The following is a 25,897-nucleotide window of genomic DNA, read 5'->3' as shown; positions in this document are numbered from 1 at the left end:
ACTTGTACGTACAGGTTAGGAGATGAGAGATATGAGTGAGTTGTTAAATGAGTGGTTGGGTAAAAGCTTTGCGTGTGCCTGCGGGCAAAAGCATGAGATTCCGATTCGCCGTATTGTCATAGAACGAGATGCTTTAGCTACTGTTGTTGATTATGTAAGGGAAGCGGGCTATGAAGAAGTAACGCTCGTTGCGGATGCGAATACATACGCTGTTGCGGGTGACAAGCTGCGCTCCCTATTGGAAGATGGCCAGGTGAAGGTTGGTACTTGTGTCATTCGTGAGAATGAGATGGGGGAAGTAGCAGCGGACGAGGAAGCTATCGTTCAGTTGATGTTAGACACGTCACTGACGTCGAAGGCTTTGATCGCCGTGGGGTCAGGCACGCTCCATGACATTGTGCGATTCGTTAGTCATCGAACGAATCGGCCATTCCTTTCCGTGCCGACAGCACCATCGGTTGACGGATTTGCCTCTGTAGGCGCTCCACTCATCGTCCGTGGCTTCAAAATGACGATACCTTGCTCAGCTCCAGAGGCGATCTTCGCTGACTTGGGGCTGCTTGCTGCAGCGCCGCAAGCCATGATTGCGGCTGGCGTCGGCGATATGCTCGGCAAGCATACCTCGCTCGCGGACTGGGCACTCGGCCGCGTGCTGCTGGATGAGCACTTCTGCGAGCTGAGTGCTCGCTTGACCTTGGAGGCGGTGGAGCTGTGCACCGCACATCTGGAAGAGATTGCGCAGCGCACCGAGCTGGGCATGCGTCGTCTCATGGAAGGCCTGATCCTATCCGGCCTTTCCATGCTCTTGGTCGGCCACTCGCGTCCGGCCTCCGGGGCTGAGCACCATCTCTCCCATTATTGGGAGATGGTGCTTCTGCAGCAGCGCCGCCGGGCGCTGCTGCACGGCGCGAAGGTCGGCGTCGCGACCGTGCTCATGGCGCAGCGCTATCAAGCGCTGCTTGCACTCACGGCCGACGAGGCCGCTGCGCGCCTAGCGCAAGGGCAGGCCCCGAGTGCGCAGACGGATGCGGAACGCATCCGGGCGGCCTACGGGGCCATGGCCGAAGCCATCATCGCCGAGAATGCATCGGCGATGGGTGGGGATGCGCATGCGCTTGGGGCGCGCATCGCATTGCACTGGGGCGATGTGCTCAGCATCGCCCGGGCGGTTCCGCCGCCAGAGCAGCTTGCTGCGTGGCTCGCGGCGGTGCAGGGGCCTGTAGCGCCGGATCAGCTGGGCGTGGAGCCCGCGCTGGTAGAGGCGTCGCTGCAGGATGCGCTGTTCGTGCGCAACCGGTTTACGATCTTACGCTTACAGCGTCTGCTGTAAGCACGAGGTCAATGGGGAATAGAAGCATGACATTGTTGGAAGGGAACCTAGATGCGCTATTTTATCAATTTCGTTCGAAATTGCCTCCAAGAGGAACGTAGGTACGCTATTTGTTCGAATTTCGTAATTTTTGGTGTCTTTCGGGAAAATAAGGCACTGTAGTTCCCTTAAGCTGTTCATTTCACGAATTTAGCCATAATAGCGCATCCTCGTTCCCAACCAAATGTCGCGATAATCCATCTTTTCATATAAACGTCAGTCCTCGAGTGAGGGCTGGCGTTTTTCAATATGCTTCCGTGAAAAGTGTAAAAAATCACAACCTCACTTAATTTTTGCCATCCCCTAATGTGGAATTGTTTTCTATACTGGTAGCTAATGCTAGGCGGTTCTACATCATGAAGGAGGCGTAACATGAAATTTGCAAATGAGAAAGTCAGCGATATCCAAATCGCTTATATTGGCGGCGGCTCAATGTATTGGGCTAAAAATTTGATTGCCGATTTGGCGCTGGATGGTCAATTATCGGGCACGATTCGCTTGTATGATCTTGACTATGGGAAAGCCAAAAATAATGAAAAACTGGGGAATTCAGTTTCTGATTATCCAGAGACGAAATCCAAGTGGGCATACAAGGCGTATCCGACGCTTCAAGAAGCGCTGAATGGATGCGATTTTGTGTTTATCTCGATTCTTCCAGGCACCTTCGAAGAAATGGAATCCGATGTCCATGCGCCAGAACAATACGGTATTTACCAAGCCGTTGGGGATACAACGGGACCTGGGGGACTGCTGAGAGCGCTTCGCACCATCCCGATGTATGTGGAAATTGCCCAAGCGATCGAGCGATATTCTCCGGATGCTTGGGTGTTTAATTACACGAATCCAATGACGCTCTGTACGCGAACGCTGTATGAAGTATTTCCTAAAATCAAAGCCATTGGCTGTTGTCATGAAATTTTCGGCGTGCAAGGGTTATTGATTCGCATGCTTCGCGATATGGAAGGCATTGAAGGTGTACACCGTGATCAAGTGAAAGTGAATGTACTGGGAATTAACCATTTTACTTGGATCGATCAAGCCACGTATCACAATATGGATTTACTTCCGATGTATCGCAAGTTTGTAGATAAATACTATGATTCAGGATTTGAACACAACAAAGATGCCTGGGTTACGAACACCTATACGGCGGCGAACCGCGTGAAGTTTGATTTGTTTCGGCGCTATGGGGTTATTGCAGCGGCAGGTGATCGCCACTTGGCAGAGTTCATGCCTCCTTGGTATTTGAAAGATCCGGAGACGGTTCGATCCTGGAAGTTTGGGTTAACGACGGTCCAGAGTCGTGTTGAAAAGCATGCGGCAACTGAGCTTTTTTACGGGAAGCTGCTTAGTGGCGAGGAGAAACTACCGCTTAAGACATCAGGTGAAGAAGAAGTTAGGCAGTTAAAAGGTTTGATTGGACTTGAGCAATTTGTAACGAATATTAATGTTCCTAACGTTGGTCAAATGAAGGGTATTCCACTGGGAGCAGTTGTTGAAACGAATGCAGTGTTCTCTGCGAATAGCTTGCGTCCGGTCTACGCGGGTGAGCTTCCAATGGAAGTTAATAATCTGGTCCTGCAGCATACGATGAATCAAGAACTTATTCTGAAGGCTGCTCTTCAAAAGGACAAAGACTTAGCCTTCAAGGCGTTTATCAACGATCCGTTAGTGAATATGGATATCCATGATGCGGAAGTATTGTTTGATCAGATGATGCACAATACGAAAGCATATTTGCCTGGTTGGAACATCTGATGGCGGGTCAGCCATGAGTGCAGATGCAGCGACATACAGCGAATCCGCCTCCATAAATCCGCAGGATGATAAAGCTGTTCGCCGGATGATTTTCAAATTGGCAGGACCATCTTTGACGGAAATGCTGCTCATGAACGCAACCCAAATGGTCATGATGATCCTAGTCGGACACCTCGGGGCTGTTGCGGTGGCAGCTGTTGGCTTAACAAGCCAGCCGTATTTATTGTTGGGCGTACTGTTTGCAGCGCTGAATTCGGGTACAACCGTTATCGTTGCTCGCTCCACGGGAGCGGGGAAGATGGAGGATGCGAATTTGGCGGCAGGGCAATCGCTTATGCTTGGTACAGCCTTGTCTGTCGTTATTGTGGCACTTGGCGTCACCTTTGCGGAGAGTCTGCTTCAACTGATGGGCGCTAGTGATGAGGTCGTTCAAGTTGGACTGCCCTATGCGAAGATCATGTTTTTCTCGATCGGTTTTTCCTCCATTTCGTCGGCTTTATCCGCTATTCTGCGAGGCTCGGGAGACACTCGAACACCGATGAAAATCAATGTACTGGCAGGCTGCGTGAATGTGACCCTCGGGTTTCTCTTGATTTACGGTCATCTCGATTTACCGCAAATGGGCATTACGGGTGCAGCGATTGCTACGTTGGTTGTTCAGACTGGAGCTATGATTTGCTTTATTGCGGTCATGTTCAGCGGAAGATTTACGGTCCGCATCGGCTGGTCAGAGATCAGTCGTTTGGATAAAGCTATGATTAGTCGTATGCTGCGCATTGGCATTCCTAGCAGTCTAGAGCAGTTGATTATGCGATTAGGAATTATGACGTTTGTGAAAATATGTGCGGGATTGGGGACCGTTGCCGTCGCGGCAACGCAAATTGTAACGAGCGTCATTGGCATCTCGTTTATGCCGGGTGCTGCCTTTGCTATAGCAGCTTCAACGCTAGTTGGGCAAACCCTTGGTGTAAGCAAACCCGATCTTGCTGAACGCTATGTGTGGCAGGTCCGCAAGTACGGCATGGTCGTGGCCGGTTGTATGGGGGCGCTTTTTATCTTGTTAGCACCGCATATCCTTAGGCTGTATACCAATGACGAGACGATTATTCGTGAAGGGGCTTGGGCACTTCGCATCGTAGGATTTATTCAGGTGTCACAAATTTCGCAATTTGTTCTTGGAGGCGCTCTACGAGGAGCAGGCGATACCCGTTATCCTTTATATTCGACATTCATTGGCGTGTGGGGAATCAGGGTTGTTCTGAGCTACTTGTTTGTCTATATCTTCCATTGGGGCATGATCGGTTTATGGAGTGCGGTAGCAAGTGATCAGTTTCTCCGATCTAATCTGATTTATTTGAGGTTTAAACGCGGGGCTTGGAAGCATCTCAAGGTTTAATACGCACAAAGGGGACGCGTCAAAATGGGGATTGTGTACAATTCGAATTCGCAAACCTTCCATCTTCAAGGGAAGTCATCGAGCTATATCATGCAACTGATCAATTCCAAATATGTAGCTCATGTTCATTGGGGGCGCCAAGTGCGAGGCAGTAATCCCGGCGGGTTGCTCGCAATGAGACGTCGATGCTCCTTCTCTCCATCCACGGATCCGGATGATCTTACACTGTCATTAGACACATTGCCGCAGGAATTTCCGGGATATGGCGGGAGTGATTATCGAGTTCCTGCTTATCAGGTTCAAATGGAAGATGGCACGACGGTCAGTGAACTTGTCTATGAGTCTCACCGGATTTACGCGGGAAAAGCACCGTTGGAGGGACTTCCATCAACCTATACGGAGGTTGAGAGCGAAGCAGAGAGCATCGATATCGTATTGAGTGATAAATTGATCGGATTAAAGGCTATTCTCACATATACGGTATTTCGTGATTTAGATGCCATTACCCGGTCTGTTCGATTCGTAAATGAGAGTAATCAGTCCATCAAGCTGTTGCGAGCATTGAGCTTCGGGCTCGATATGTCTCACAGCGATTTCGATATGCTTCATTTATCGGGCACATGGGCGCGAGAGCGTCATATCGAAAGACGCCCCCTTGCTACAGGTGGATCTGTGATTGAAAGCCGTCGGGGGGCTAGCAGTCACTCTTTGAACCCCTTCATGGCATTGCTTTCCAAGCAAGCGGATGAAGATCACGGCGAAGTTTACGGATTCAGCCTCGTTTACAGTGGGAACTTTGTTGCTCAAGCCGAAGTGGACCCTTATGGAACGACCCGTGTCGTGATGGGCATTAATTCCTTTGATTTCTCGTGGCTCTTGGAGTCTGGGGAAGCCTTCCAAACGCCCGAAGCGGTTCTCGTTTATTCTGCCGAAGGCCTCGGCGGGATGTCGCGCACCTATCATAAGCTGTACCGCACACGGTTATGTCGTGGGCAATTCCGTGATCGTCACAGGCCGATTCTAATCAACAATTGGGAAGCCACGTATTTCAATTTCAACGCGACTAAAATTGAAGAGCTTGCACGAGAGGGCAAGGAGCTCGGTTTGGAGCTTCTCGTACTGGACGATGGTTGGTTCGGCAAGCGTGACAATGATAAAAGTTCTCTTGGCGATTGGTTCGTTGATCGTAACAAGCTCCCACAAGGCATGCCGGATTTGGTAAGCCGAGTGAAACAGCAAGGGCTAGAGTTCGGTCTATGGTTTGAGCCAGAGATGGTATCGCCAGACAGTGAGCTGTATCGGGCACATCCCGACTGGTGTCTGCATGTGCCGGGCCGGCGAAGGACAGAAGCACGGCAGCAGTTGATCCTGGACTACTCGCGTCAAGATGTCAGAGATTACATCGTGAAGGTCATCACAGATATACTTGCGAGCAGTCCCATCACGTATGTGAAATGGGATATGAACCGCAATATGACGGAAATCGGTTCTGCCCAGCTTCCGCCAGAGCGCCAGCGAGAAACGGCACACCGTTATATGCTCGGTCTTTACGAGGTGATGGAACGGATAACTTCGGCATTTCCGAACGTATTGTTCGAGAGCTGTTCTGGCGGTGGAGGGCGGTTCGATCCAGGCATGCTCTACTATATGCCGCAGACATGGACGAGTGATAACACGGACGCGGTGGAACGGCTGAAAATTCAATATGGAACGAGTATGGTGTATCCCATCAGTACGATGGGCGCTCATGTTTCCGCAGTTCCTAATCATCAAGTGCATCGGACAACGCCGCTTGATATGCGTGGGCATGTGGCGATGTCGGGGAACTTCGGTTACGAACTTGATCTGACTACTTTCACGGAAGCGGACAAGGAAGACGTGCAGAAGCAAGTCGCACTCTATAAACAATTGCGGCCGCTGATCCAGTTCGGCGAATTTTACCGATTGATAAACCCTTTTGAAAACGCTAGCGCGGCTTGGATGTTTGTTTCCGAGGATAAGAAGGAAGCTTTGGTCGCTTTTTTTCAAGTACTGTCAGAGCCGAACGCACCTCTCAGGAAATTGCGATTGAAGGGCCTTGCACCCGAGAGCAATTATTTACTTTATGATGCGGGAGATCAGGATACGCGTGTGGAAATATTTGGGGGAGACGAACTCATGCATGTAGGTCTTAATTTACCGATCTGGAAGGGCGATTTCCGAAGCCGCCTTTACCGCATACAAATGGAGGAATAACAAGATGAAAAAGCTGCGTTTCAGCGATTTGCAGGATAAGAAGAACGGTCATATTTTGCAGGATGTATTACCAGGTGCTTATTTATCGTCAGGAGGTCTATCTTTCGCGAAACGTGGCGACCGCAGCCATACGAATGATGGTCCTGAAGGAAGAGACTACCATGTTCATGGAGATTGTGAAGCGTTTCTTATTTTGCAGGGAACGGGAACGATGGAGATGAACGGGGAGCATATCCCAGTTACGACGGGAGATATCGTGATTATTGAACCAGGCGAGGATCACCATCTCAATTCCAGTGAGGATGACCCGATTGTCACTGTCTGGTGTCATGCAGGCCCGAATCGGCATAAGAATCAACAACAGGAGGATGCAGTGTGAACAAAATCATAAACACGGATATCCATTCCTTTCAATTATCAAGTGAGGACCATGGATTCACCGTCACGCTGTTTACGGAGAAGCTGCAAGAGGGTATCGATGTCATCACGTTGCGACTGGAAGCAGAGGAGGCGTTAACGCCTCCCATGCTCACACTACGTTGGTCACATCCTGCCTGTGATATTCAAGGCAGCTGGCATCCAGCCCAAGACCGGAATAAGAGCTTTAAGGCCGATTGGATGCGTACTTTGCGTTCCAATGCTGCTGCGTCTGCTCCTGTTTATGCGTTATTTAATAGTGTGGGTCGTAATAGGCTAACATTTGCCTATTCAGATGCCCTGAACACGGTACACTACTCGGGAGGCATCAGTGAGGAAACCGCCGATTTCCATTGTTGCGTTCAATTGTTTACAGAGACGACGGCGCCTTTCCGATCGTATGAAGCGAAGCTCCTCGTAGATACGAGAGATGTGCCTTACTATGAAAGCCTTGATGGCGTTCAAGCGTGGTGGAGCGAGATGCCGGAATATCGCCCGGCGTTCGTTCCAGAGGCTGCTAAGGAACCGATGTATTCGACTTGGTATAGCATGCACCAGAATGTCACAGACGTCCAAATCGAAGAACAGTGTCGTATTGCCAAAAAGTTAGGGATGGAAGCCGTCATCGTGGATGATGGCTGGCAAACGGCAGATAACCGCAGAGGGTATGCCTATTGCGGAGATTGGGAGACTTATGAGGGCAAATTCCCCGACATGAAGCGGCATGTGGATGCGGTTCATGCGTTAGGCATGAAGTTTATCCTGTGGTACTCGGTACCTTTTATCGGTAAATACAGTCAGGCATGGAATCGATTCAAGGATAAAATCCTTCGATTTAATGAAAGCCACGGAGCCGCTGTGCTGGATCCGAGATATCCAGATGTCCGGGAATATATCATCAATACCTATGAGAAAGCGGTCAAGGAGTGGGGCTTGGACGGCTTTAAGCTTGATTTCATTGATACGTTCTATTCGCCTGAGTTGCAGCTGCCTTCCACAGTGGAAGGTAAGGATTATGAGTCAATACCTGCTGCTGTTGATCGTCTATTGACGGATTCTATCGGTAGATTGAGAGAATTGAACCCTAGTATCATGATCGAGTTCCGTCAAATGTACATTGGTCCTGCGATGCGCAAATACGGCAACATGTTCCGCGCTTCCGATTGTCCAAACGACAGCATCCAGAATCGCGTGCGAACACTGGATCTTAGACTGATTTGTGGAAATACAGCGGCTCATGCCGATATGATCATGTGGCATCCAGAGGAACCTGTTGAAAGTGCTGCCTTGCAGTTAATTAACTGTTTATTTTCGGTGCCGCAGGTATCCGTTCTTTTGGATAAGCTGCCTTCCGATCATTTGAAGATGCTAACCTACTGGCTTGCTTTCTGGAAAGAAAATCGAACGCTACTACTGGATGGTACTATTGCGCCAATGAATCCGGAATTGTTATATCCGCTAGTCCGTGCGATTCGTGAGGATCGAGAGATTGTTGTCGCTTATCATGAGCAAATTGTGCCTATTGATGCAACCGTGCCAGTGACTCAATGGATCGTTGTGAATGGCAGAAGACAGGAAGGACTCTATGTAGAAGTTTCAGGTGAAATCGGGATTGTGCAGGTGACCATTCGCAACTGTTGTGGCGAAATTACGGAGGAGCAGTCTGTCGAATGGAGATCAGGTATTCATAAGCTTGCGATTCCGGCGTCAGGGCTTGCAACTATCTCCATTAGATAAAGATTAGAATTACGGTAGTTTTAATTTAGGGGGTCAACGATAAGATGAACTATGCAGCAAATGAAGGAAGATATGTAGACATGACGTACAATCGAAGCGGAAAGAGCGGCCTAAAGCTGCCGCCGATTTCGTTCGGATTATGGCACAATTTTGGTGGCGTCGATCTATTCGAGAACAGCAGAGCACTAGCGCGTCATGCTTTTGATCTGGGGATTACGCATTTTGATCTTGCGAATAATTATGGTCCACCGACTGGCTCAGCAGAAGAAGTGTTCGGGCAGATTTTGAAAAAGGATTTGCTGCCGTATCGTGACGAGCTGATTATCGCTACGAAAGCTGGCTACCGCATGTGGGATGGTCCCTATGGGGAGCGTGGCTCCCGCAAAAGCATGCTCGCGAGCCTTGATCAAAGCTTGAAGCGACTAGGCATGGATTATGTAGATATTTATTATTCGCACCGTTTCGATGCAGAGACGCCTCTGGAAGAAACGATGAGCGCTTTGGATCAGGCTGTACGTCAGGGCAAAGCGCTGTATGTCGGCGTGTCCAACTATAATGCGGAGCAAACGGAGCAAGCCGCAGCAATTTTGAAAGGTCTTGGCACGCCATTTATCATTCATCAAGTACACTACTCGATGTTCGAAAGGCGGCTGGAGCAGGGGCTGCAGGATATTTTGGCAAAAGAAGGCGTAGGGTCTATCGCCTACAGTCCGCTCGCTAGAGGGCTTCTGACGGATCGTTATTTGGAGAACATTCCGGCCGATTCCCGTGCTGCGGGGGGGAGTGTGTTCCTAAGACCTGAGGATATTACGGAAGAAAAGATTGCCAAGTCACGTCTATTGAATGTGTTAGCTCAGGAGAGAGGGCAAAGTCTTGCCCAGATGGCTTTAGCTTGGGTTCTCCGCAAGGGACATGTGACTTCCGCATTAATTGGCGCAAGTAGAGTGAGTCAGCTAGATGATAATGTGGCGGCCTTGAAGCAGCCTAATTTCACGCAGGAAGAATTGGATCTGATCGATAGCATTTTAAGTAAATAATCTAAGAGCATCGCGTGGACATTGAAGTCTACTCGGTGCTTTTTATTTTCAGCATAAATGAAAGTATAAATGTAAAGCTAAAAATCGGGTATTGCGAAGTTTGAATTTGGAGTTAGTAGATAAAATCGACTAACTCGCGAACAGGAGGGGAAATGGGAGCGGAGTAGTACAAGGACAGCGGCGGTTTATCTTCCTTTTCAAACGATCATAAAAAATCACAACCCTGTGGAAGTTATCCCATGTAACAGATCAGACAATCCATGTACCATCAGGACATACGACGTGTAGAAGGAGGAAGAAGAAGAATGAATAGTCAGATGAAGCAGGGGAAGGAAGAGTTTGAGGCGCAGATTATGCAGCTGCCTGTTGTAGATACGCACACCCACCTTGTGGGGGATCGACTCTGTGCTGGCGACTTCTGGGAGATTGCCCACTATTTCTGGTTGTTTCGTGAACTACAGGCTGCTGGTTACCCAGCGAATGCCATGGAGCTGCCTGAGGACGAACGGATCGCTGCTTTCTTGGAAGCTTACCATGGATCGCGAAATACAATGATGAATGTGGCGATGACGCACATTTTCAGAGATTTATACGGTATTGTCATCCGTGACGCGGCCTCGATAAAGGAAGCTGACGCTGCCGTTAAACAGAGTGCTGGGCGTGTTACGTGGGCGCAAGAGGTGGCAGACCGACTGAACGTGAGCAGATTCGTCGTGAATATACCTGAACACGCAGATTTCCAAGGCATGCGTGAGAACGCCATCCTAATCCCGCGAATTGATGGGAGAATAGGGGGCTGGGTCAAGGAGATCGAGTCATCGCCTAATCCAACTGGGGTATTCGCCCAAGTGCGAGAGAAACTGAATCAGCTATTAGATACCTATAAGGAAGCTGGTTACGCAGGTGTTATGACCACGTTGCCGAGCTATGAAGCTAGAGCGAATCGCAAGGTTGTGGTCGGGCAAGGCAATACAAAGGATGAAATACTAATGATGCTTCTGCACGAACTAGGGGCTGCTGCTGAGCAACGGGGACTTCTCATACAGCTGTTTCTCGGCGTGGAACGTTCATGGTGTGGAACAGCGACGCCGGTCAATGACCCCACTCGTATCCTGAAGCTCTCAGCTTTGTTTGAATCGTATGCCTGCACCTTTGAACTCGTGGTGGCCTCTGAGCTTAACAATTTGGATATTGTGCAAGCGGCATGGAATTTTCCGAATGTTCATGTAGGTGGGCATTGGTGGTTTAACTTCCGAGCGAGTACCTATCGCGATAGTATGCAGTACCGTCTCGAGGCGCTTCCGGCAATAAAAAGTTCCCTCATTGTATCCGATGCCAGGTGCATGGAGTGGAGCTACGGCAAGATTCTGCTTGTTAAACGGATTGTGAGCGATTTCCTATGGGGTCAGATCCAGGCAGGCTGGATTGATTATGACACGGCGATCTATGTGGCTGAGCATTGGCTCTACCACAGTGCAGCGAAGCGCTACGGGGTTGCACATTGATATTGTAATCGTTCCCACCGCTCCCATAGTTCTAATCGTAAAAAAACACAGCGCGCTATAAGTTTCACCATGTCTGCCTTGGAACAACCCTAGTAAGATGAAGAAGTCAAATCGATGCAGCAAGCAAGAAGGGGAGGAAATCATGGCCAGCAAAATACAGCCATCCGATCATGCAATGTATAATTTCTCATCACAGAGTCAGAAATGGGCTTTTATACGAAAACATTGGCCAATTTATGTAATCTCATTACCGGGAATTATTTATTTTTTACTATTTAAATATATCCCATTATTCGGTTCCGTTATCGCGTTTCAAAACTACAACATTTTCAAGGGCATTAAAGGAAGCGACTGGGTAGGATTAGAACATTTCCAACGCATGTTCGCCTACACCGATTTCCTGCAAATTTTAAAAAATACGATATTAATCGGTATTTATGATATGTGTTTCGCTTTTCCGATTCCAATCGTCTTGGCTCTTCTCATTAATGAAGTACGCATTATGGCTTATAAACGGATTGTACAAACGGTGGTGTATATGCCGCACTTCCTGTCGTGGGTCATCGTCGGAGGCATCGTTGTTGGGGTGTTGTCCCCTTCCACGGGAATTGTTAATCATTTACTCTCATTGTTCGGCGTTGAGCCTATCTATTTCTTGGGGGAAAATAGCTACATTCGAACCATTCTCATTAGTTCTGGCGTTTGGAAGGATAGCGGTTGGGGAACGATCATTTATTTGGCAGCGATTGCAGGCATTAATCCTGACCTGTACGAAGCTTCGCAAATCGATGGAGCCAGTCGCATTCGTCAAGTGTTCTCCATCACGATTCCTAGTATTTTACCAACCATCGTCATTTTATTTTTGCTTCAAATTGGTAATTTTCTCGATTTCGGTTTCGAACGCGTCTTCGTATTTCTTAACCCGCTTAACAATGAGAATGGGGAGATTATTGATACGTTTGTGTATCGAGCAGGGCTTGTTGATCGTCAATACAGCTACACGACGGCTATCGGGTTGTTCAAGTCGGTTGTGGGTCTACTGTTGATCATGATCAGTAATATGTTTAGTAAAAAAATGACTGGCGAAGGCTTGTACTGATACGGAAGGAGACCGGAGGTGAATCGCTATGATTATGACAAGAGGCCATAAAATTTTTAATATCTTCAACCTTATATTGTTAGGTGTTCTCGGATTGAGCATGGTGCTGCCCCTTATTCACATTATTGCTCAGTCCTTAAGCAATAACACGGCCATTAATGCAGGAGATGTATCGTTTTGGCCTGTAGGCTTCACATTAGGCAGCTATAAACTTATTTTGGAGGATCCGACGATCTGGATCGGGTTCAGGAATAGTGTCATTATTACGGTATTTGGTACTTTTATTAATTTATTTATGACAACAACGCTTGCGTATCCGTTGTCCAGACCTGAATATTTGTTTCGTAAATCAATTCTAATGTTGGTGTTGTTTACTTTAATTTTCAGCGCACCGTTAATTCCCAATTATTTGTTGATCAAGCAATTGGGGCTGCTGAATACCCTCTGGGCTTTAATGTTGCCAATGGCGATTAGCGCTTTTAATTTATTCGTGATGCGGTCATTTTTCTTGAATCTACCATCGGAACTGCTGGATTCGGCACGAATGGACGGCTGCGGCGAGTTCCGTATACTCTGGAATATTGTCTTGCCGCTATCTAAGCCTGCAATGGCTACGATGGGAATTATGTATGCAGTCAGTCACTGGAACCGTTATGCGGAGGCCGTCTTCTATATTGATCATCGTCAATGGATACCGCTGCAAGTGCGGCTGAGGGAAATTGTATTTACCGATCAGATGGGGCAATCGGATGTATCTTCGGAACTCATGCAGCTTCTATCTCCAGAAGGAATTAAGATGGCGGTCATTGTCGTCGCTACGATTCCAATCCTATGTGTGTACCCGTTCCTACAAAAGCATTTTATCCAAGGTATGATGGTGGGTTCGGTGAAATCTTAATACAAATAGTGTGAAATCGGCCGCCCCGTAAGCGTATATGGGGTGGTTTTTTCAACCTAACGGATTGCAGCTCATATCGTAAATAAAACAACCCCAATCGTAAATTTTTCCATCTATGGAAATAAGAATGTGATTTACACTTAGGCAAGCAGGGGAGGAAGGAGATGATCTTACCATTTATAATGGAAGCGATTGCAATATGAATGATAACCCCTTGTTTCAAGTAGGTGTAACTGACTCTAAGGAGGCTTTAGAATGTTCAGTAAGATGTTGAAGCAACAAGTACTTAAAAAGGCGGTAAGCATAGTGCTTTCCTTAGCACTTGTTCTTACATTAATTAACATGAATCCAGTAGAAACGGTTTACGCAGCACAGGAGGACAGCTTGGGCATTTTGGACATACACGTGAACAAGCCAGTGGGCGCAGTTGTCGATCTCGATGATGCCACAATTGACGTATCCTTACCCTATGGTACCATCTATCAAATGCTGAATGTAACCACAAATGGTGCAAACGCAGTTCTATACAGAAGTGACGAAACAACGGTGATTCCTTTTGCAGCCAGCGGCATTAACAAAGGCGATGCGAAAATGGACCAATTTTCAGCCAGCGGAACCACGACATATTACTTAGTAGTAACCGATAACAATAACAGCAGCAATAGCAAAAAATACACCATAACGGTTACGGTTGATACGGCAGTGCCTTCTTTAAGTGGCCCAATGGGGCCAAATGACAAATACTTGCCGCTGAACATTCAGGCAGGCGAGTCCGCATGGGATGTGATGGGCGCATCCAAAATTGGCAATGGCAGCGGTACGGGTTCCATCGAAGGTCCAACGAGCCCTTCTTCTTACAGTGGGAAACCATGGTCAGAATCTGTATATGACCGTTCGGGTGACTACCCTGTGGCTTCGACTGTGAATGAATCATGGTTGGGAGACAATATGTATTTGCAAACGATCGGACGAAATGATTTGAATGCGCTTACGAAATATGGCATTGCAGGCGTACCAGGCACGTCTAAGCTCAACTCGGACATTTTGCGGTTTCACGAATTTAAACCTTTTGTGACGCCAGGAGGTGTAGGCCGTGACGACGGTGATCGCGGAGCCGTAGGCAGTGACCGGCAGAGATTGGAGATTAAGAGCAATACCAGCGCAGCCAACATCGATGCAAATAGCGTAGGCGGCGATATTATGACCCATCATTGGAGACTTATGCTCCCATCGGAAACGTTAAGGTTTCAACAAGATGTTGGTGAGAAAAAAGCAGGTGAATTCATTGAACCGCACCGGTTTTGGCACATCTTTCAATTGAAAGAAATCGCCGGCAACGCAGCGGGCCAACCAGTGACTACACTGACCTTAGTTTCCAGCGGAGGCAAAGGGCAGCTTGAATTCAGGAACAATCCAGATGGCAGCAATGCGGATCGCATTAAGCCATTGTTCACGATTCCTTTTGAAGAGATCGCAGATCGCTGGCTGGATTTTGAAGTAACGATCTTAACAGCAGATAAAGGTTATGTATACGGTAAACTTGTCGATCTGGAGTCAGGCGATGTACTGTTCGAAGGTGGGATGACGGCTGAAACCTCTAGACGCCCTGAAGTGAGCAATCCGACAACAGGCAGACTCGAAAGAACGGATTTACCCGTTGAAGCGGGTCAACAAAATCGTTCCAAATGGGGGCTTTACCGAGGGTTGTATAACAGCCCGGCTGATGCAGCCTATGCGGATGAATGGCAAGCAGCAACCATGTATCTGTCTGACGTACACTTAATCAAACGGGATGAGGACAGCTATATTTTCCCTGACGGCTGGAACCCCAATACACAAGCGAAAGATGTTGTTGCATGGGCAAGGCCAGCAGCGATTTCAGCTTCCCAAGGTACGGCATTTGGCAATTTAACTTTACCTTCCAAGCTAGATGTCACCCTGAGCACGGGGAAAATAGAGCCGGTGAATGTAACATGGAGCTCATCGGGCTATAATCCAGATCATACAGGAATCAATACGATTTATGGTGAGTTTAATGGCCCAGGTATAACGAACTCAACCCATATTAAACCATTTATTGAAGTTAATCTTTCTAGTTATAAAAACTGGGCGGTAACTCCCGGAGCTACGCTTAAGGTTGTTTCTAGCAGCAGCAACAGTAAAAACAACTTTATTGATGATAATGCTACGACAGCTTGGCAGGCCAACAGCTCTCTAACTAAGACAGATGGTTATCAATACTGGGCGGCCGTACAACTGGAAAAGAAAATAGATGTGAGTAACATTCAAATTGAATGGACGAGTAATAGTAAGTTTTTGAAAAATTATCAAGTATACTACGCGAATGATGCTGCAGCTTTTAATGAACTCAAAGAGGGAAATGCCCTATCAGCGACTTCAGATGCAACGCGCAAACCGCTTGAGACGGCAAATGGTTCCCTATGGCAACCAATCGCAGGCGTGGGAAAAACGACACAACTAGAAAATAACGAAAAAGCCAATCATACGTTGGCTGTGCCGATTGCAGCGCAATATATATTGCTAGTATCCGATGTCACACTCGATAATAGTGCTGGCGGAATTAAAGCGAATGTATTCAATGTTTTCGGTGAACCTTCGGCAACGGTTATTCCGGTTATACCGACAGGCTCTGTTAACCTGTTAGATCCATCTCGTTTTACACCGCAGGCTGGTGTCAATCTCAAGGTAAGCTCGGAAGCCAATGATCATCCGGGTGTAGATGCTTTGCGGTCAGGCGGCAGCGGGTATTGGCGGAATGCAAGCTCTAATGCCTATAAGGGTGACTATTCGCCATCCTCTCTAGCATTAAGTCTTGACTTAGGCGCGCCTAAAACGATTGATAAACTTTACCTTGAAATTCCTAACACCATCGCCAATATTCAAAGTAATGCTACAAGATTTGAGGTCTATTACACCAATGATCCTGCAGCATGGTCAAGTGCACCTACGGCTTCGGATGGGGCACAGCAGTATGACTGGAAAGCTAACGGTTGGACGCTAGCTGGTGGTACAGAGACTGAAGGTTTGTGGTCTTACGTGACGTATAACGGTCAGCAATGGGGCTATGATACGAAGCGTTTTCTGTATCCGTTTACAGCACGTTATGTGATGATAAACACCGTATTGGTTGGTCCTAGCGATAAGCGAGCGAATGATGCCAATTCCATGATGGGTCTATCCGCCTTAGCGATTTATGGTAAAGATCCGTATACGAACACTACCGCACTAGTGCCAGCTAAGGACACCTATAGTACATGGGATCAGGTTGCACCTATATCGACAACGATTAACCTGGGTGGGAAAGTGCTTACGAGCATTACGAATGGTGACAGTACGCTTCTATTAAATACGGATTACACATTTGCCGGCAATAAGGTTACTTTCACATCTCCCTACCTTGCCAAGTTGCCGCTGGGCACGAATGAATTTACGTTTCAATTTAACAGCGGCGCCCCTTCGCTATTTGCATTGGATGTCATAGCCCGTGGTTATGGCGCAAATGATAAGACGATCAAGATGAACGCAATCGAAGGCGTATCTCCTTACAATGTGTTAGGCGGAGCCATGGGTACCGATGAACCTGTAGAAGGTGTTACGAAAAGAATTAGAGATGCTTATCACGCTTTCTATGGTAATCAGCCTCGGGCGACAGCCGCGGATGATCATATCCAGAGTGTGTGGGATAGCACATTGCAAAAAAATGTGTTCAAGATTTTTGAATACGGCAGAGGTTTGAATAATGAGTTCTTGGATAAAACGCGTGATGGCGAGTATGGTCACAAAGGTGTATTCGACCCGAGTGTAGGCTATATTGTTGACGGCGCAGCTACTACCGATCGGCAAAGAGTTGAGATTCGCCCAAGCGAAGATTCGAATAACGATTTTGTCGCATACGAAGGCGATTTGGTTTCCTATGAGTGGATGTGGAATATTCCAGACGGCATCCAGTGGAACCAGTCAAACTTCAGGCATATCTTCCAGTTGAAGGCTACGAATCGCCAAGCTCCTGATACTTTACCAGTTGGCAATAATGGCGGTGAGAACGGCGCCTATATTCTTGCGATGTCCATTTCTGGAACGACGAACCGTGATCTAGTTGTCAATCATAACCGTTATGATGGCGATAAGACGCTAATGCGAATTCCATTACGAGAAATCGATGGGCACTGGATTAAAGTTGAGCTCAAAGCTCACATTTCGGACAGCGGTTGGCTGACCATTAAGATTACCGATCAAGTGACGGGCAAGGCATATACCTTTGACAGTCCGGATGTCTATCAAGTCTTCGGTAATCAAGGTACAGGTGACGGTGTCAAAGACTTATGGCGAAGACCCGAACGAGCAGGTGGCTTTGAGACCGAGTATCCGGCTGCGTTTGATCAATATTTGCGTCCAAAGTGGGGGATCTACCGCAGCTCTGCTAACGGTACCAACTCTGCGTATGACGTTCAGCTCGGGCTATCGGACATCACCATAAGCAAAGTTGCATCAGGGTTGTCATCTGTTAACTTGGCGCTTAATAAGAAGGCGTACAATGTTGGGCCAACAGGTGGTGCTAATCCGATTCAGATGCAATCAGCTACGGCGAATATGTACGGAAATGCTAATAAATTGACCAATGGCGTATTACAAGACCCGACCAAATGGACGGTAACGAACGTTACCAATTTGGATCAAATCGGCAATTATTCTTGGCTGGGTACCGACGGGGAGCGCAAAGGCAGCTTTGTCATCGACCTTGGGCAGGCGATGGATTTCAGCCAGATTAGACTGTTTGCCAAATCCACGAGGTTAAAGGGCGCAACCGTGTTTGTATCCAATGAGATCGGAGAGCATTCATCGGCTGCTGATTTTAACACTATGACTTTTCAACAAGTGGAAAAGCAGACGGCCCAAGGTTATACGTATGAGACAGGCACTAGTAATGGTGGTATCGATTCAGCAGATAGTTCGCACCCTATTAACTTGGGCAAGACCTATCATGCCAGATATCTCAAAGTAACGGTGGAGAATGCTTCTGGTGGTAATACAGGCACAGATCTGACGGGACCTCCACGCTTGACACAAGTACAAGTGTTCAATGCGCCACTTCCTCCGCAGCATCTGACGATGTTTAAGCGAAGGTTATACGGTGTACAATGAGACAACAGTATTGGCTGATTTACCAGCAGGAGCAACTACTTATCTGTTACCGAGTAACCTGACTGATTTCTCCAAAGTGACCGTAAGGTCCAAAGGAACAGACCCGTATTCACGTAAGTTTATGGTTTCGGCACCGACCTTACTTAACATGTCAACGGACATCGTTGGGATTGCACCGATTAGCATTACAACTAGCGTGGGTGTAGCTCCTGTTTTACCAACAGTCGTCACAGCGGTTTATAGTGACAACACGACGGGACAAAGAGGGGTCATCTGGGACGCTATTGATCCATCTCAATATGCTGTAGCAGGGAGCTTTAGCGTGCAAGGAACTGTCACCGGCGTAACTTATAAGGCTTTGGCTAATATTACAGTTACAGCCATAGACATTCCACTACCTGTTATTGTCAGCTATTCGCCAATCAACATAACGACAACAGCTGGAACAGCACCTATCTTACCAACGGTAGTTACAGCGGTTTACAGCGACAATACGACTAAGCAGCTAAGTGTCGTCTGGAGCAATATAGAGGCTTCACAATATGCCTCGGCAGGTACCTTTAAGGTGCTGGGAACAGTTGGGGGCACCTCCTTGAAGGCAGAAGCAACAATCACAGTTACACAGCGTACGACGGATCCGGGACCTAGTACAGGGACAGGTAGTGGAACTGGCACTGGCACTGGCACTGGCACTAGTTCAAGTTCAGGAACTACGGGGATCATCGATCTTGATAAAGATGCCAAAGTGACCAAAGAAACAACGGCAGATGGGAAGACGGTTACGAAAGTCACCTTAGATCGGGATAAACTGGAGAAAGCATCAGCGATTCCAGTCGTCGTGATTGAAGTGAAGGACGGTGCTTCCATCGTAAATGTGGAACTGCCAGGCCAAGCAATCCTGAACGCAATCAGTAAGCATAACAACACAGTAATTCAGATTAAAGCGAATGGTGCCATATATGAGCTGCCAGTTCAATTGTTTAAAGATATAGCTAAGGATTCAACCATAAGCGTTGTAATTTCAAAAGTTTCGGGTAAAACCGGAGACGATGTCACTGCCGCAGTGAACAAGTTGAACGCGAAGCAGCTCGTTGCAAACCCGATCGAATTTACGATCACGGTCAACGGGAAAGAAATGAATGATTTTGGTGGCGTTTACGTGAACCGCACACTTAACTTGGGGACATGGACAGGTGACCCTGGCAAGGTAACTGCGCTCTGGATCGATGCGAATAATCAGATCCATTTCGTACCAGCCATACTTACGACGAAGAATGGATCATCTGAAGTTACGATTCGTTCGCCGCACAACAGTACGTACACGGTCATCCAATCCAATCAATCATTTGCAGATTTAGCAGGGCATTGGGCCAAAGCGGATGTTGAGCTGCTGGCCAATAAATGGATCGTTAACGGAATCACGGATAAGCAGTTTGCACCAGAGGCGCAAGTTACGCGCGCTGAGTTTGCGGCCATGCTAGTTCGATCCCTTGGACTCGTAGAGAAGCAAGCAGATGCGTTCCGTGATGTAAGCCCGCGCGACTGGTTCGCTGGAGCCGTCAGCACGGCGCATCAAGCCGGGTTGATTAACGGTTATGAGGATGGTACCTTTAGGCCGAATGCCAACATCACTCGCGAACAGATGGTGGCGATGATGATGCGCGCGATGAAAGTTGGAGGCAAGGAAATCCAAGCCAGTAGCACAGTGATTGATCGCTTCGCCGACCGTTCGACGATCGGCGAATGGTCGAAGGCAGCCGTCGCACAGGCGCTGACAGCAGGTCTTGTTCAAGGCTTATCGGACAATAGCTTCGCACCGACAGAGCCTGCCACACGCGCACAAGCGGCCACAATGCTGAAGCGCATGCTGCAATCGTTACAATTTATTAACTGATTCACACCCAGACCGCCAAAGCTGTTTGGCGGTCTTTTTTTCACCTGGGTTTACGGCATATGGTTACCTTCATCATACGGTGACTTCCCGATACCGAGCTAATTCTAGCTGTCACCCAGTCATCTAAATGGATTTACTCCATCTATTTGTGCCAAGTACCCCGAATTTGAGGGAGTAGCTGTATTTTCTACAGTTAATTTTCATGTAGGAGCTCGATATTTTAAAAAACAGATAAATTAGCTGTAGTTTTTTCATCTATTCGCGAAAACACAGCGAAATACTGAATATTACCTGTATTTTTTCCATCTAAACATGGAGAACCCACTACGTTTGACACAAGTGTGATCGTGATGGCACTGTGCAATCAAATTCAGGACTTTCCTCAATCGTATAAAATCACATAGCGTCTTAAATTTATACATTCAGAAATCGGATCGTAATCGTTATGATAATCACAGATCGATGGAATCGCTTACAGTACATGAAGAAAGAAGGGGCTTTCAATGAAAAAAACAATCAGTCTAAGTCTAGCTGTCATGATGGCAGCTACCGCACTAACCGCGTGTTCCTCAGACGGAAAAGTGGCAGGCACGGCTTCACCACAACCATCAGGCAATGTAAAGGCAGCACCAGTCAAGTTCTCGTTACTTTTTCCAACGACAGTCAGCACAGGTTACCACACTCGAATTCCCGATTTAAACAAGGACAAGTGGGTCTTGAAGTTGGAAGAATTAACGAATACGGATTTGGATGTTAGGGTTGTCGAAGATGCCAAGTTCGGGGTAATGTTCGCAAGTAACGATATTCCCGATGTTGTTGGCAGTATCGGTGGTCCAGGCAGTAAGTCGATGTCAGGTTCGGTTGAGAATGGTGTGTTCATGCCGCTGGACGATCTGTTGAAGCAGTATGGACCAAATTTGTTGAAAATGGTACCCAAAGCAGCGTGGGAGAGTGTTTCGTATAACGGAAAGATTTATGGCATTCCCGAATATTTGAGCAATCCTTCCCGTCGTGCCACTTACATTCGTACCGATTTGCTAGCGAAAACGGGTCTTCAAGCTCCCAAAACGGTAGATGAGTTTCTGAATGTCCTAAGGGCTTTCAAGAAGTTAGGTGTCGAGAGTCCGTATCAAATGAGGGAAAATTTCAAGTATGCGGACGTTCTTCTAGGAGCTTACGACGTACTGCCGTATAAAGATCAATTTGAACTCGTGGATGGTCAAGTGGTTCCTAAATTTTTCGATTCGGAAAATGTACAGAAAGCACTAACCGCATATAAAACCATGTACGAAGAAGGTTTGATTCCGAAGGAATTCGCTACCATTTCCGCAACGGATTACAATAAAAGCCTAGATGCGGGGAAAGCGGGTATCTGGTCGCAGAATGCTTCCGGCTTACCAGGGGCCAAAACCAAGCTAAGAGCGCTCAACCCAGACTTTAAAGCGGATATCATTGCTTCTCCGAAGGGTCCGGAAGGCAAAGGCGGTTACTTCTACTATTCACCTGTCGTTCGAACGTTCTATATCAATAAAAATGTGAAGCAAGACACGGCTGCCGGTATTATCAAAATGTTCGAGTGGATGATGACTTCCAAGGACGCAGAAACATTCTTTACCTTCGGCATTGAAGGCGATACGTATACCAAAGACAGCGGTGGCGCGATTAACTATAAATTCCCAGTAACGAAGGAAGAAATTGATGAAGAAGGGTTCCGCAGCGGAACACTTTGGGCGGTACATGACTCTACCTACAATAAACCAAGAATGCAGCTAAACGATGATGGACAATCGACCTTGAAAGCATTTGACGAGATTCTTTCGAAGGAAGGTTTACCTGGTATTGGATTCTATCCGGATTTGAGCAGCTTTGCTAAATTCCCAGATCTAGCAGCGCCTCAACCAGACGTAGGTCCGAAAATCATCGTGGACCACATGATCAAAATGATTTATGGCAAAGAGCCAATCTCCGATTGGCCGAAAGTCATCGAAGAGTATAAATCCAAAGGCGGCACCGAAATTATTAAAGAAGCGACAGAGCGTTGGAATAAGAAGCAAGGCGCGATTATGATTGACACGAAATAAGTACAGGTCTAAAGAGGCATCCCTTTCGCAACGGAATTCGCGGAGGGATGTCTTTACTTTTCGAAAATCGTAAAAAAACACATACTGCCGTAAGTTAATACGTTTTTCTTGGACGGTCAATCTCCTATAATGAAGGCAACTAAAATCTATGGAACTTTAAGGGGGTATTTGTTACATGAAAGCGATATTGGTTGGTTTAGGTTCAGCCGGGTTCAGCTGGTATAAACGTCTAAGAGATCAAGGATTATTAGCAGCAGTTGTTGAGGTTGATCTAGCAATGAAAGAGAAGATGCTGGACGATCCGTTCCCTTTTTACACGTCATTAGAAGAGGCTTTGCAGAACGAACAAGCTGATTTTCTAGTCAATGTAACTTCACCTATGCGGCACACAGCAGTGAACCATGCGGCATTTGATCATAAGTTGGCTGTCTTGTGCGAGAAACCGATTTCCTTTGATTATGAGGAATCCATCGAGATCGTAGCTAGAGCTGCCAGGGATAAGCTCCCGTTTATGATTGCAGAGAATTACCGCAGGATGCCTTATATTCGTAAAATGAAACAGCTTTTGGACGAAGGTGTCATCGGCCGTATTTCGTCTATGGATATACAGTTCTACAGATACCACCATGTTCAGCGGAGATATACCGTTAGTATTCTGGATGATATCGGAGTGCACCACTTAGATATTATCCGCTATTTCACGGGTAGAGAAGGGACGTCCGTGCAATCGAAGCTGTACAATCCAATTGGCGCTTGGCAAGAAGAAGGAGCGCTTATTAATGCGTATGCTTTCTTTGAATTGGAGGGTGGTATCACAGTGAGCTACAACGCATCCATCTCGGCCAGAGGGACGGAGACGCCATGGAGCGGCAATTGGCGAATCGAAGGAACGGAGGGCGCTATGGAAGTCGTCGATAAAGAAATTCGCCTCATTCGGGACGGCAAAGTTGACGTTATTGATGACATAAGTGGTGTTGATGAAACCGATACACTGGCCGAATTTCTGGCATCACTCCGTGAAGGACGCGAAGCGGAAACGAGTGGCAGGGATTATTTGAAAACCCAAGCACTTGTTCATTACACGAAGCTGGCTAATGAGTCCGGCAGAACGATGTCCATTGAGGTTCCAACACTATAAAGGATTGGGGAAATGAGTGTGCAAACATCGAATTGGCAACAAACAGCACCTGGCGTATGGCGCCTTACGATTGGAAATCCGCAAGGCATAACACCGCTCTCTTTGATGGGGGTGTTACCGAAAGATGAGGCGCTGCAGCAGCTTCCGCAAGTGAATCCTCCTTTTACAAGAGAAAGCATCGAAATCAAGGACCTTGGTGATTATCTTTTACTATCCATCCCGCTTAATCGTACGGAAAAGCTATATGGGACAGGCTTACAATTATTAAGAATGAATCAACGAGGAAGAAACCGTTATTTGCGGGTAAACAGCGATCCTAAGCAAGATACAGGCGAGACGCATGCGCCAGTACCCTTCTATATAAGCGATCTAGGGTATGGCGTGTTGGTGGATACTTCGCGCATCGTGACCATGTATTGCGGCTCAACGATGAGACAAGAGGAAACGCTAAGCGAGGATATACGTGATCGCAACACCAATAAGGGATGGAAAGCGACACTAGTCGCATCGCGGGTGGAAATCAAACTGCCTAGGGAAGGAGCACACGTTTATTTGTTTGGCGGACCAACCCTCTCCGATGTCGTAGCTAGATATAATTTGTTTTGCGGTGGAGGCACGCTGCCTCCGAAGTGGGGACTTGGCTTCTGGCATCGGGTTCCGACGCTATATACGGACGAACAAGTGCTCGAAGAAGCAGAGCAGTTCCGTCAGCATGATATGCCCTGTGATGTCATTGGACTCGAACCTGGTTGGCACAGCCACAGCTACCCGGTCACCTATGAATGGGAGAAGAGCCGATTCCCAGAACCGGAACAATTCGTAAAGGAACTGGATCGTAAAGGCTTTCGTGTGAACCTGTGGGAGCATCCCTTTGTATCACCGAAGAGTGAGTTGTATGAGGATTTGAAGCCGCTGTCGGGGAGTCACTCGGTATGGGGAGGGCTTGCTCCGGATTATTCGCTGCCTGAAGCTGTGTCGCTTTATAAGAAGCAGCATGAAGAGGAGCATGTCAATATCGGGGTAGCCGGCTACAAGCTGGATGAATGTGACGGCAGTGATCTGACCAACAACTCATGGATGTTTCCTGGGCACGCTCAGTTCCCATCGGGTCTTGATGGCGAGCAGATGAGACAAATGTACGGGTTAATGTTTCAAAAGATGACGACAGAACTTTACCGCAGTAAGAATCGGAGAACGTATGGGCTTGTCAGGGCTTCGAATACCGCGGCTTCTTCCATGCCGTATGTCTTGTATTCAGATCTTTACGATCACAAGCAATTCATTCGTGGTGTATGCAACGCCTCTTTCAGCGGGTTGCTGTGGACGCCGGAAGTTCGCAGAGCTAGGAATGCCGAAGACTGGGTCAGACGGATGCAAACGGTCATCTTCTCGCCTCTTGCGATGCTCAATGCCTGGGGGGACGGCACGAAACCGTGGTCTTTCCCAGAGGTTGAGGATACAGTTCGCCACTATATCAAGCTGCGGATGAGACTGCTGCCTTACTTGTATACGGCATTCGCCGCGTACCGGGAGAAGGGAATCCCACCTTTCCGTGCCATGCCATTCGTAATGTCTCCAGCAGAAATCGCAGAAGCTGAGGCGATCCAAGCTGAAGCAGCTGAGCAAACCTTGAACACGACAGATGGTGCATATGGCAAGAAGAAAGTGAGAGAATGGGACGACCAATACATGGTCGGTGATGCCCTGTTAGTTGCTCCACTTGTCGAAGGGGAAACTGAGCGAGAAGTCCTACTCCCTTCGGGAGTCTGGTATGGATTAGAGACGGGGGAACGATACGAAGGTGGTTGTATCATTCGGATTCAATGCGGTCTAGAGAGGATTCCAGTATTTGTTAAAAATGGATCAATCATTCCTATGATGCCTGCGCTGTCGCATGTCCCACCGCTAGGAACGCAAGTCCCACTTGAGCTGATTCATTTCGGTGATGCTGCAGGTGAAGGGAATTTATATGACGATGATGGGGAATCGTTTGACTATGAGGCCGGCGTATGCGGCTTGTGGAAAGCAACTGTCATCCAACATACAGATGGCTCCTACGAGGGACAACTTACTGGACCGACTGAGAAGCCGCAAGCCTACAGCACTGTCACGTGGCGCTTCGCACAAATTCGTTTGTAGCGCTTTCCGTTGAAGAACTGATCACGGTGAG

Annotated in this window: 15 protein-coding genes; all 15 read left to right on the top strand. The window is 47.6% G+C overall.

The window, feature by feature from the left end:
- Window positions 1–31: 31 nt before the first annotated feature.
- On the top strand, window positions 32–1,330 hold the full coding sequence (locus tag GC096_RS09415) for a sn-glycerol-1-phosphate dehydrogenase (protein ID WP_246302664.1): 1,299 nt from the start codon (window positions 32–34) through the stop codon (window positions 1,328–1,330).
- Between the two features lie 411 nt (window positions 1,331–1,741).
- Window positions 1,742–3,127, top strand: coding sequence for a family 4 glycosyl hydrolase (locus tag GC096_RS09410; RefSeq protein WP_171629993.1), 1,386 nt, complete (start codon window positions 1,742–1,744; stop codon window positions 3,125–3,127).
- 13 nt (window positions 3,128–3,140) lie between these two features.
- On the top strand, window positions 3,141–4,523 hold the full coding sequence (locus tag GC096_RS09405; protein ID WP_171629992.1) for an MATE family efflux transporter: 1,383 nt from the start codon (window positions 3,141–3,143) through the stop codon (window positions 4,521–4,523).
- Window positions 4,524–4,547: 24 nt separating this feature from the next.
- Complete coding sequence (locus GC096_RS09400; protein WP_171629991.1) at window positions 4,548–6,758, top strand: alpha-galactosidase; 2,211 nt, start codon at window positions 4,548–4,550, stop codon at window positions 6,756–6,758.
- A 4-nt stretch (window positions 6,759–6,762) separates the two neighbouring features.
- Complete coding sequence (locus GC096_RS09395; RefSeq protein WP_171629990.1) at window positions 6,763–7,137, top strand: cupin domain-containing protein; 375 nt, start codon at window positions 6,763–6,765, stop codon at window positions 7,135–7,137.
- Complete coding sequence (locus tag GC096_RS09390) at window positions 7,134–8,912, top strand: glycoside hydrolase family 36 protein (RefSeq protein ID WP_171629989.1); 1,779 nt, start codon at window positions 7,134–7,136, stop codon at window positions 8,910–8,912. The genes GC096_RS09395 and GC096_RS09390 overlap by 4 nt, the downstream gene beginning before the upstream one ends.
- 44 nt (window positions 8,913–8,956) lie before the next feature.
- Window positions 8,957–9,949, top strand: coding sequence for an aldo/keto reductase (locus tag GC096_RS09385; RefSeq protein WP_171629988.1), 993 nt, complete (start codon window positions 8,957–8,959; stop codon window positions 9,947–9,949).
- A gap of 305 nt (window positions 9,950–10,254) precedes the next feature.
- A complete protein-coding gene (locus tag GC096_RS09380) occupies window positions 10,255–11,454 on the top strand; it encodes a glucuronate isomerase (RefSeq protein ID WP_171629987.1) in 1,200 nt (399 codons plus the stop codon).
- 175 nt (window positions 11,455–11,629) lie between these two features.
- Window positions 11,630–12,553, top strand: coding sequence for an ABC transporter permease (locus tag GC096_RS09375; protein WP_376769485.1), 924 nt, complete (start codon window positions 11,630–11,632; stop codon window positions 12,551–12,553).
- Window positions 12,554–12,581: 28 nt separating this feature from the next.
- Window positions 12,582–13,451: a carbohydrate ABC transporter permease gene (locus GC096_RS09370; protein ID WP_171629985.1), complete on the top strand. Its 870-nt coding sequence runs from the start codon at window positions 12,582–12,584 to the stop codon at window positions 13,449–13,451.
- 255 nt (window positions 13,452–13,706) lie between these two features.
- Entirely contained in the window at window positions 13,707–18,614 is a 4,908-nt protein-coding gene (locus tag GC096_RS09365; protein WP_171629984.1) for a X2-like carbohydrate binding domain-containing protein, read from the top strand.
- Window positions 18,604–20,508, top strand: a complete 1,905-nt coding sequence (locus GC096_RS09360) for an S-layer homology domain-containing protein (protein ID WP_171629983.1) — start codon at window positions 18,604–18,606, stop codon at window positions 20,506–20,508. Before GC096_RS09365 ends, GC096_RS09360 begins: the two co-directional genes overlap by 11 nt.
- A gap of 503 nt (window positions 20,509–21,011) precedes the next feature.
- Window positions 21,012–22,589: an extracellular solute-binding protein gene (locus GC096_RS09355; protein WP_171629982.1), complete on the top strand. Its 1,578-nt coding sequence runs from the start codon at window positions 21,012–21,014 to the stop codon at window positions 22,587–22,589.
- A gap of 175 nt (window positions 22,590–22,764) precedes the next feature.
- Entirely contained in the window at window positions 22,765–23,727 is a 963-nt protein-coding gene (locus GC096_RS09350) for a Gfo/Idh/MocA family protein (protein ID WP_171629981.1), read from the top strand.
- A gap of 12 nt (window positions 23,728–23,739) precedes the next feature.
- Entirely contained in the window at window positions 23,740–25,866 is a 2,127-nt protein-coding gene (locus GC096_RS09345; protein ID WP_171629980.1) for a glycoside hydrolase family 31 protein, read from the top strand.
- Window positions 25,867–25,897 lie beyond the last annotated feature (31 nt).

This window comes from Paenibacillus plantarum (assembly GCF_013141695.1).
GTDB classification, from domain to species: Bacteria; Bacillota; Bacilli; order Paenibacillales; family NBRC-103111; genus Paenibacillus_E; species Paenibacillus_E plantarum.
Note: the sequence above shows the minus strand (reverse complement) of the source record. Positions and strands in the feature narration are given on the sequence as shown.

Excerpts from the sequence above, each read along its gene's own strand:
- GC096_RS09415 (WP_246302664.1), top strand. The coding sequence starts at position 32 with ATGAGTGAGTTGTTAAATGAGTGGTTGGGTAAAAGCTTTGCGTGTGCC.
- GC096_RS09410 (WP_171629993.1), top strand. The coding sequence starts at position 1,742 with ATGAAATTTGCAAATGAGAAAGTCAGCGATATCCAAATCGCTTATATT.
- GC096_RS09405 (WP_171629992.1), top strand. The coding sequence starts at position 3,141 with ATGAGTGCAGATGCAGCGACATACAGCGAATCCGCCTCCATAAATCCG.
- GC096_RS09400 (WP_171629991.1), top strand. The coding sequence starts at position 4,548 with ATGGGGATTGTGTACAATTCGAATTCGCAAACCTTCCATCTTCAAGGG.
- GC096_RS09395 (WP_171629990.1), top strand. The coding sequence starts at position 6,763 with ATGAAAAAGCTGCGTTTCAGCGATTTGCAGGATAAGAAGAACGGTCAT.
- GC096_RS09385 (WP_171629988.1), top strand. The coding sequence starts at position 8,957 with ATGAACTATGCAGCAAATGAAGGAAGATATGTAGACATGACGTACAAT.
- GC096_RS09380 (WP_171629987.1), top strand. The coding sequence starts at position 10,255 with ATGAATAGTCAGATGAAGCAGGGGAAGGAAGAGTTTGAGGCGCAGATT.
- GC096_RS09375 (WP_376769485.1), top strand. The coding sequence starts at position 11,630 with ATGTATAATTTCTCATCACAGAGTCAGAAATGGGCTTTTATACGAAAA.
- GC096_RS09370 (WP_171629985.1), top strand. The coding sequence starts at position 12,582 with ATGATTATGACAAGAGGCCATAAAATTTTTAATATCTTCAACCTTATA.
- GC096_RS09365 (WP_171629984.1), top strand. The coding sequence starts at position 13,707 with ATGTTCAGTAAGATGTTGAAGCAACAAGTACTTAAAAAGGCGGTAAGC.
- GC096_RS09355 (WP_171629982.1), top strand. The coding sequence starts at position 21,012 with ATGAAAAAAACAATCAGTCTAAGTCTAGCTGTCATGATGGCAGCTACC.
- GC096_RS09350 (WP_171629981.1), top strand. The coding sequence starts at position 22,765 with ATGAAAGCGATATTGGTTGGTTTAGGTTCAGCCGGGTTCAGCTGGTAT.
- GC096_RS09345 (WP_171629980.1), top strand. The coding sequence starts at position 23,740 with ATGAGTGTGCAAACATCGAATTGGCAACAAACAGCACCTGGCGTATGG.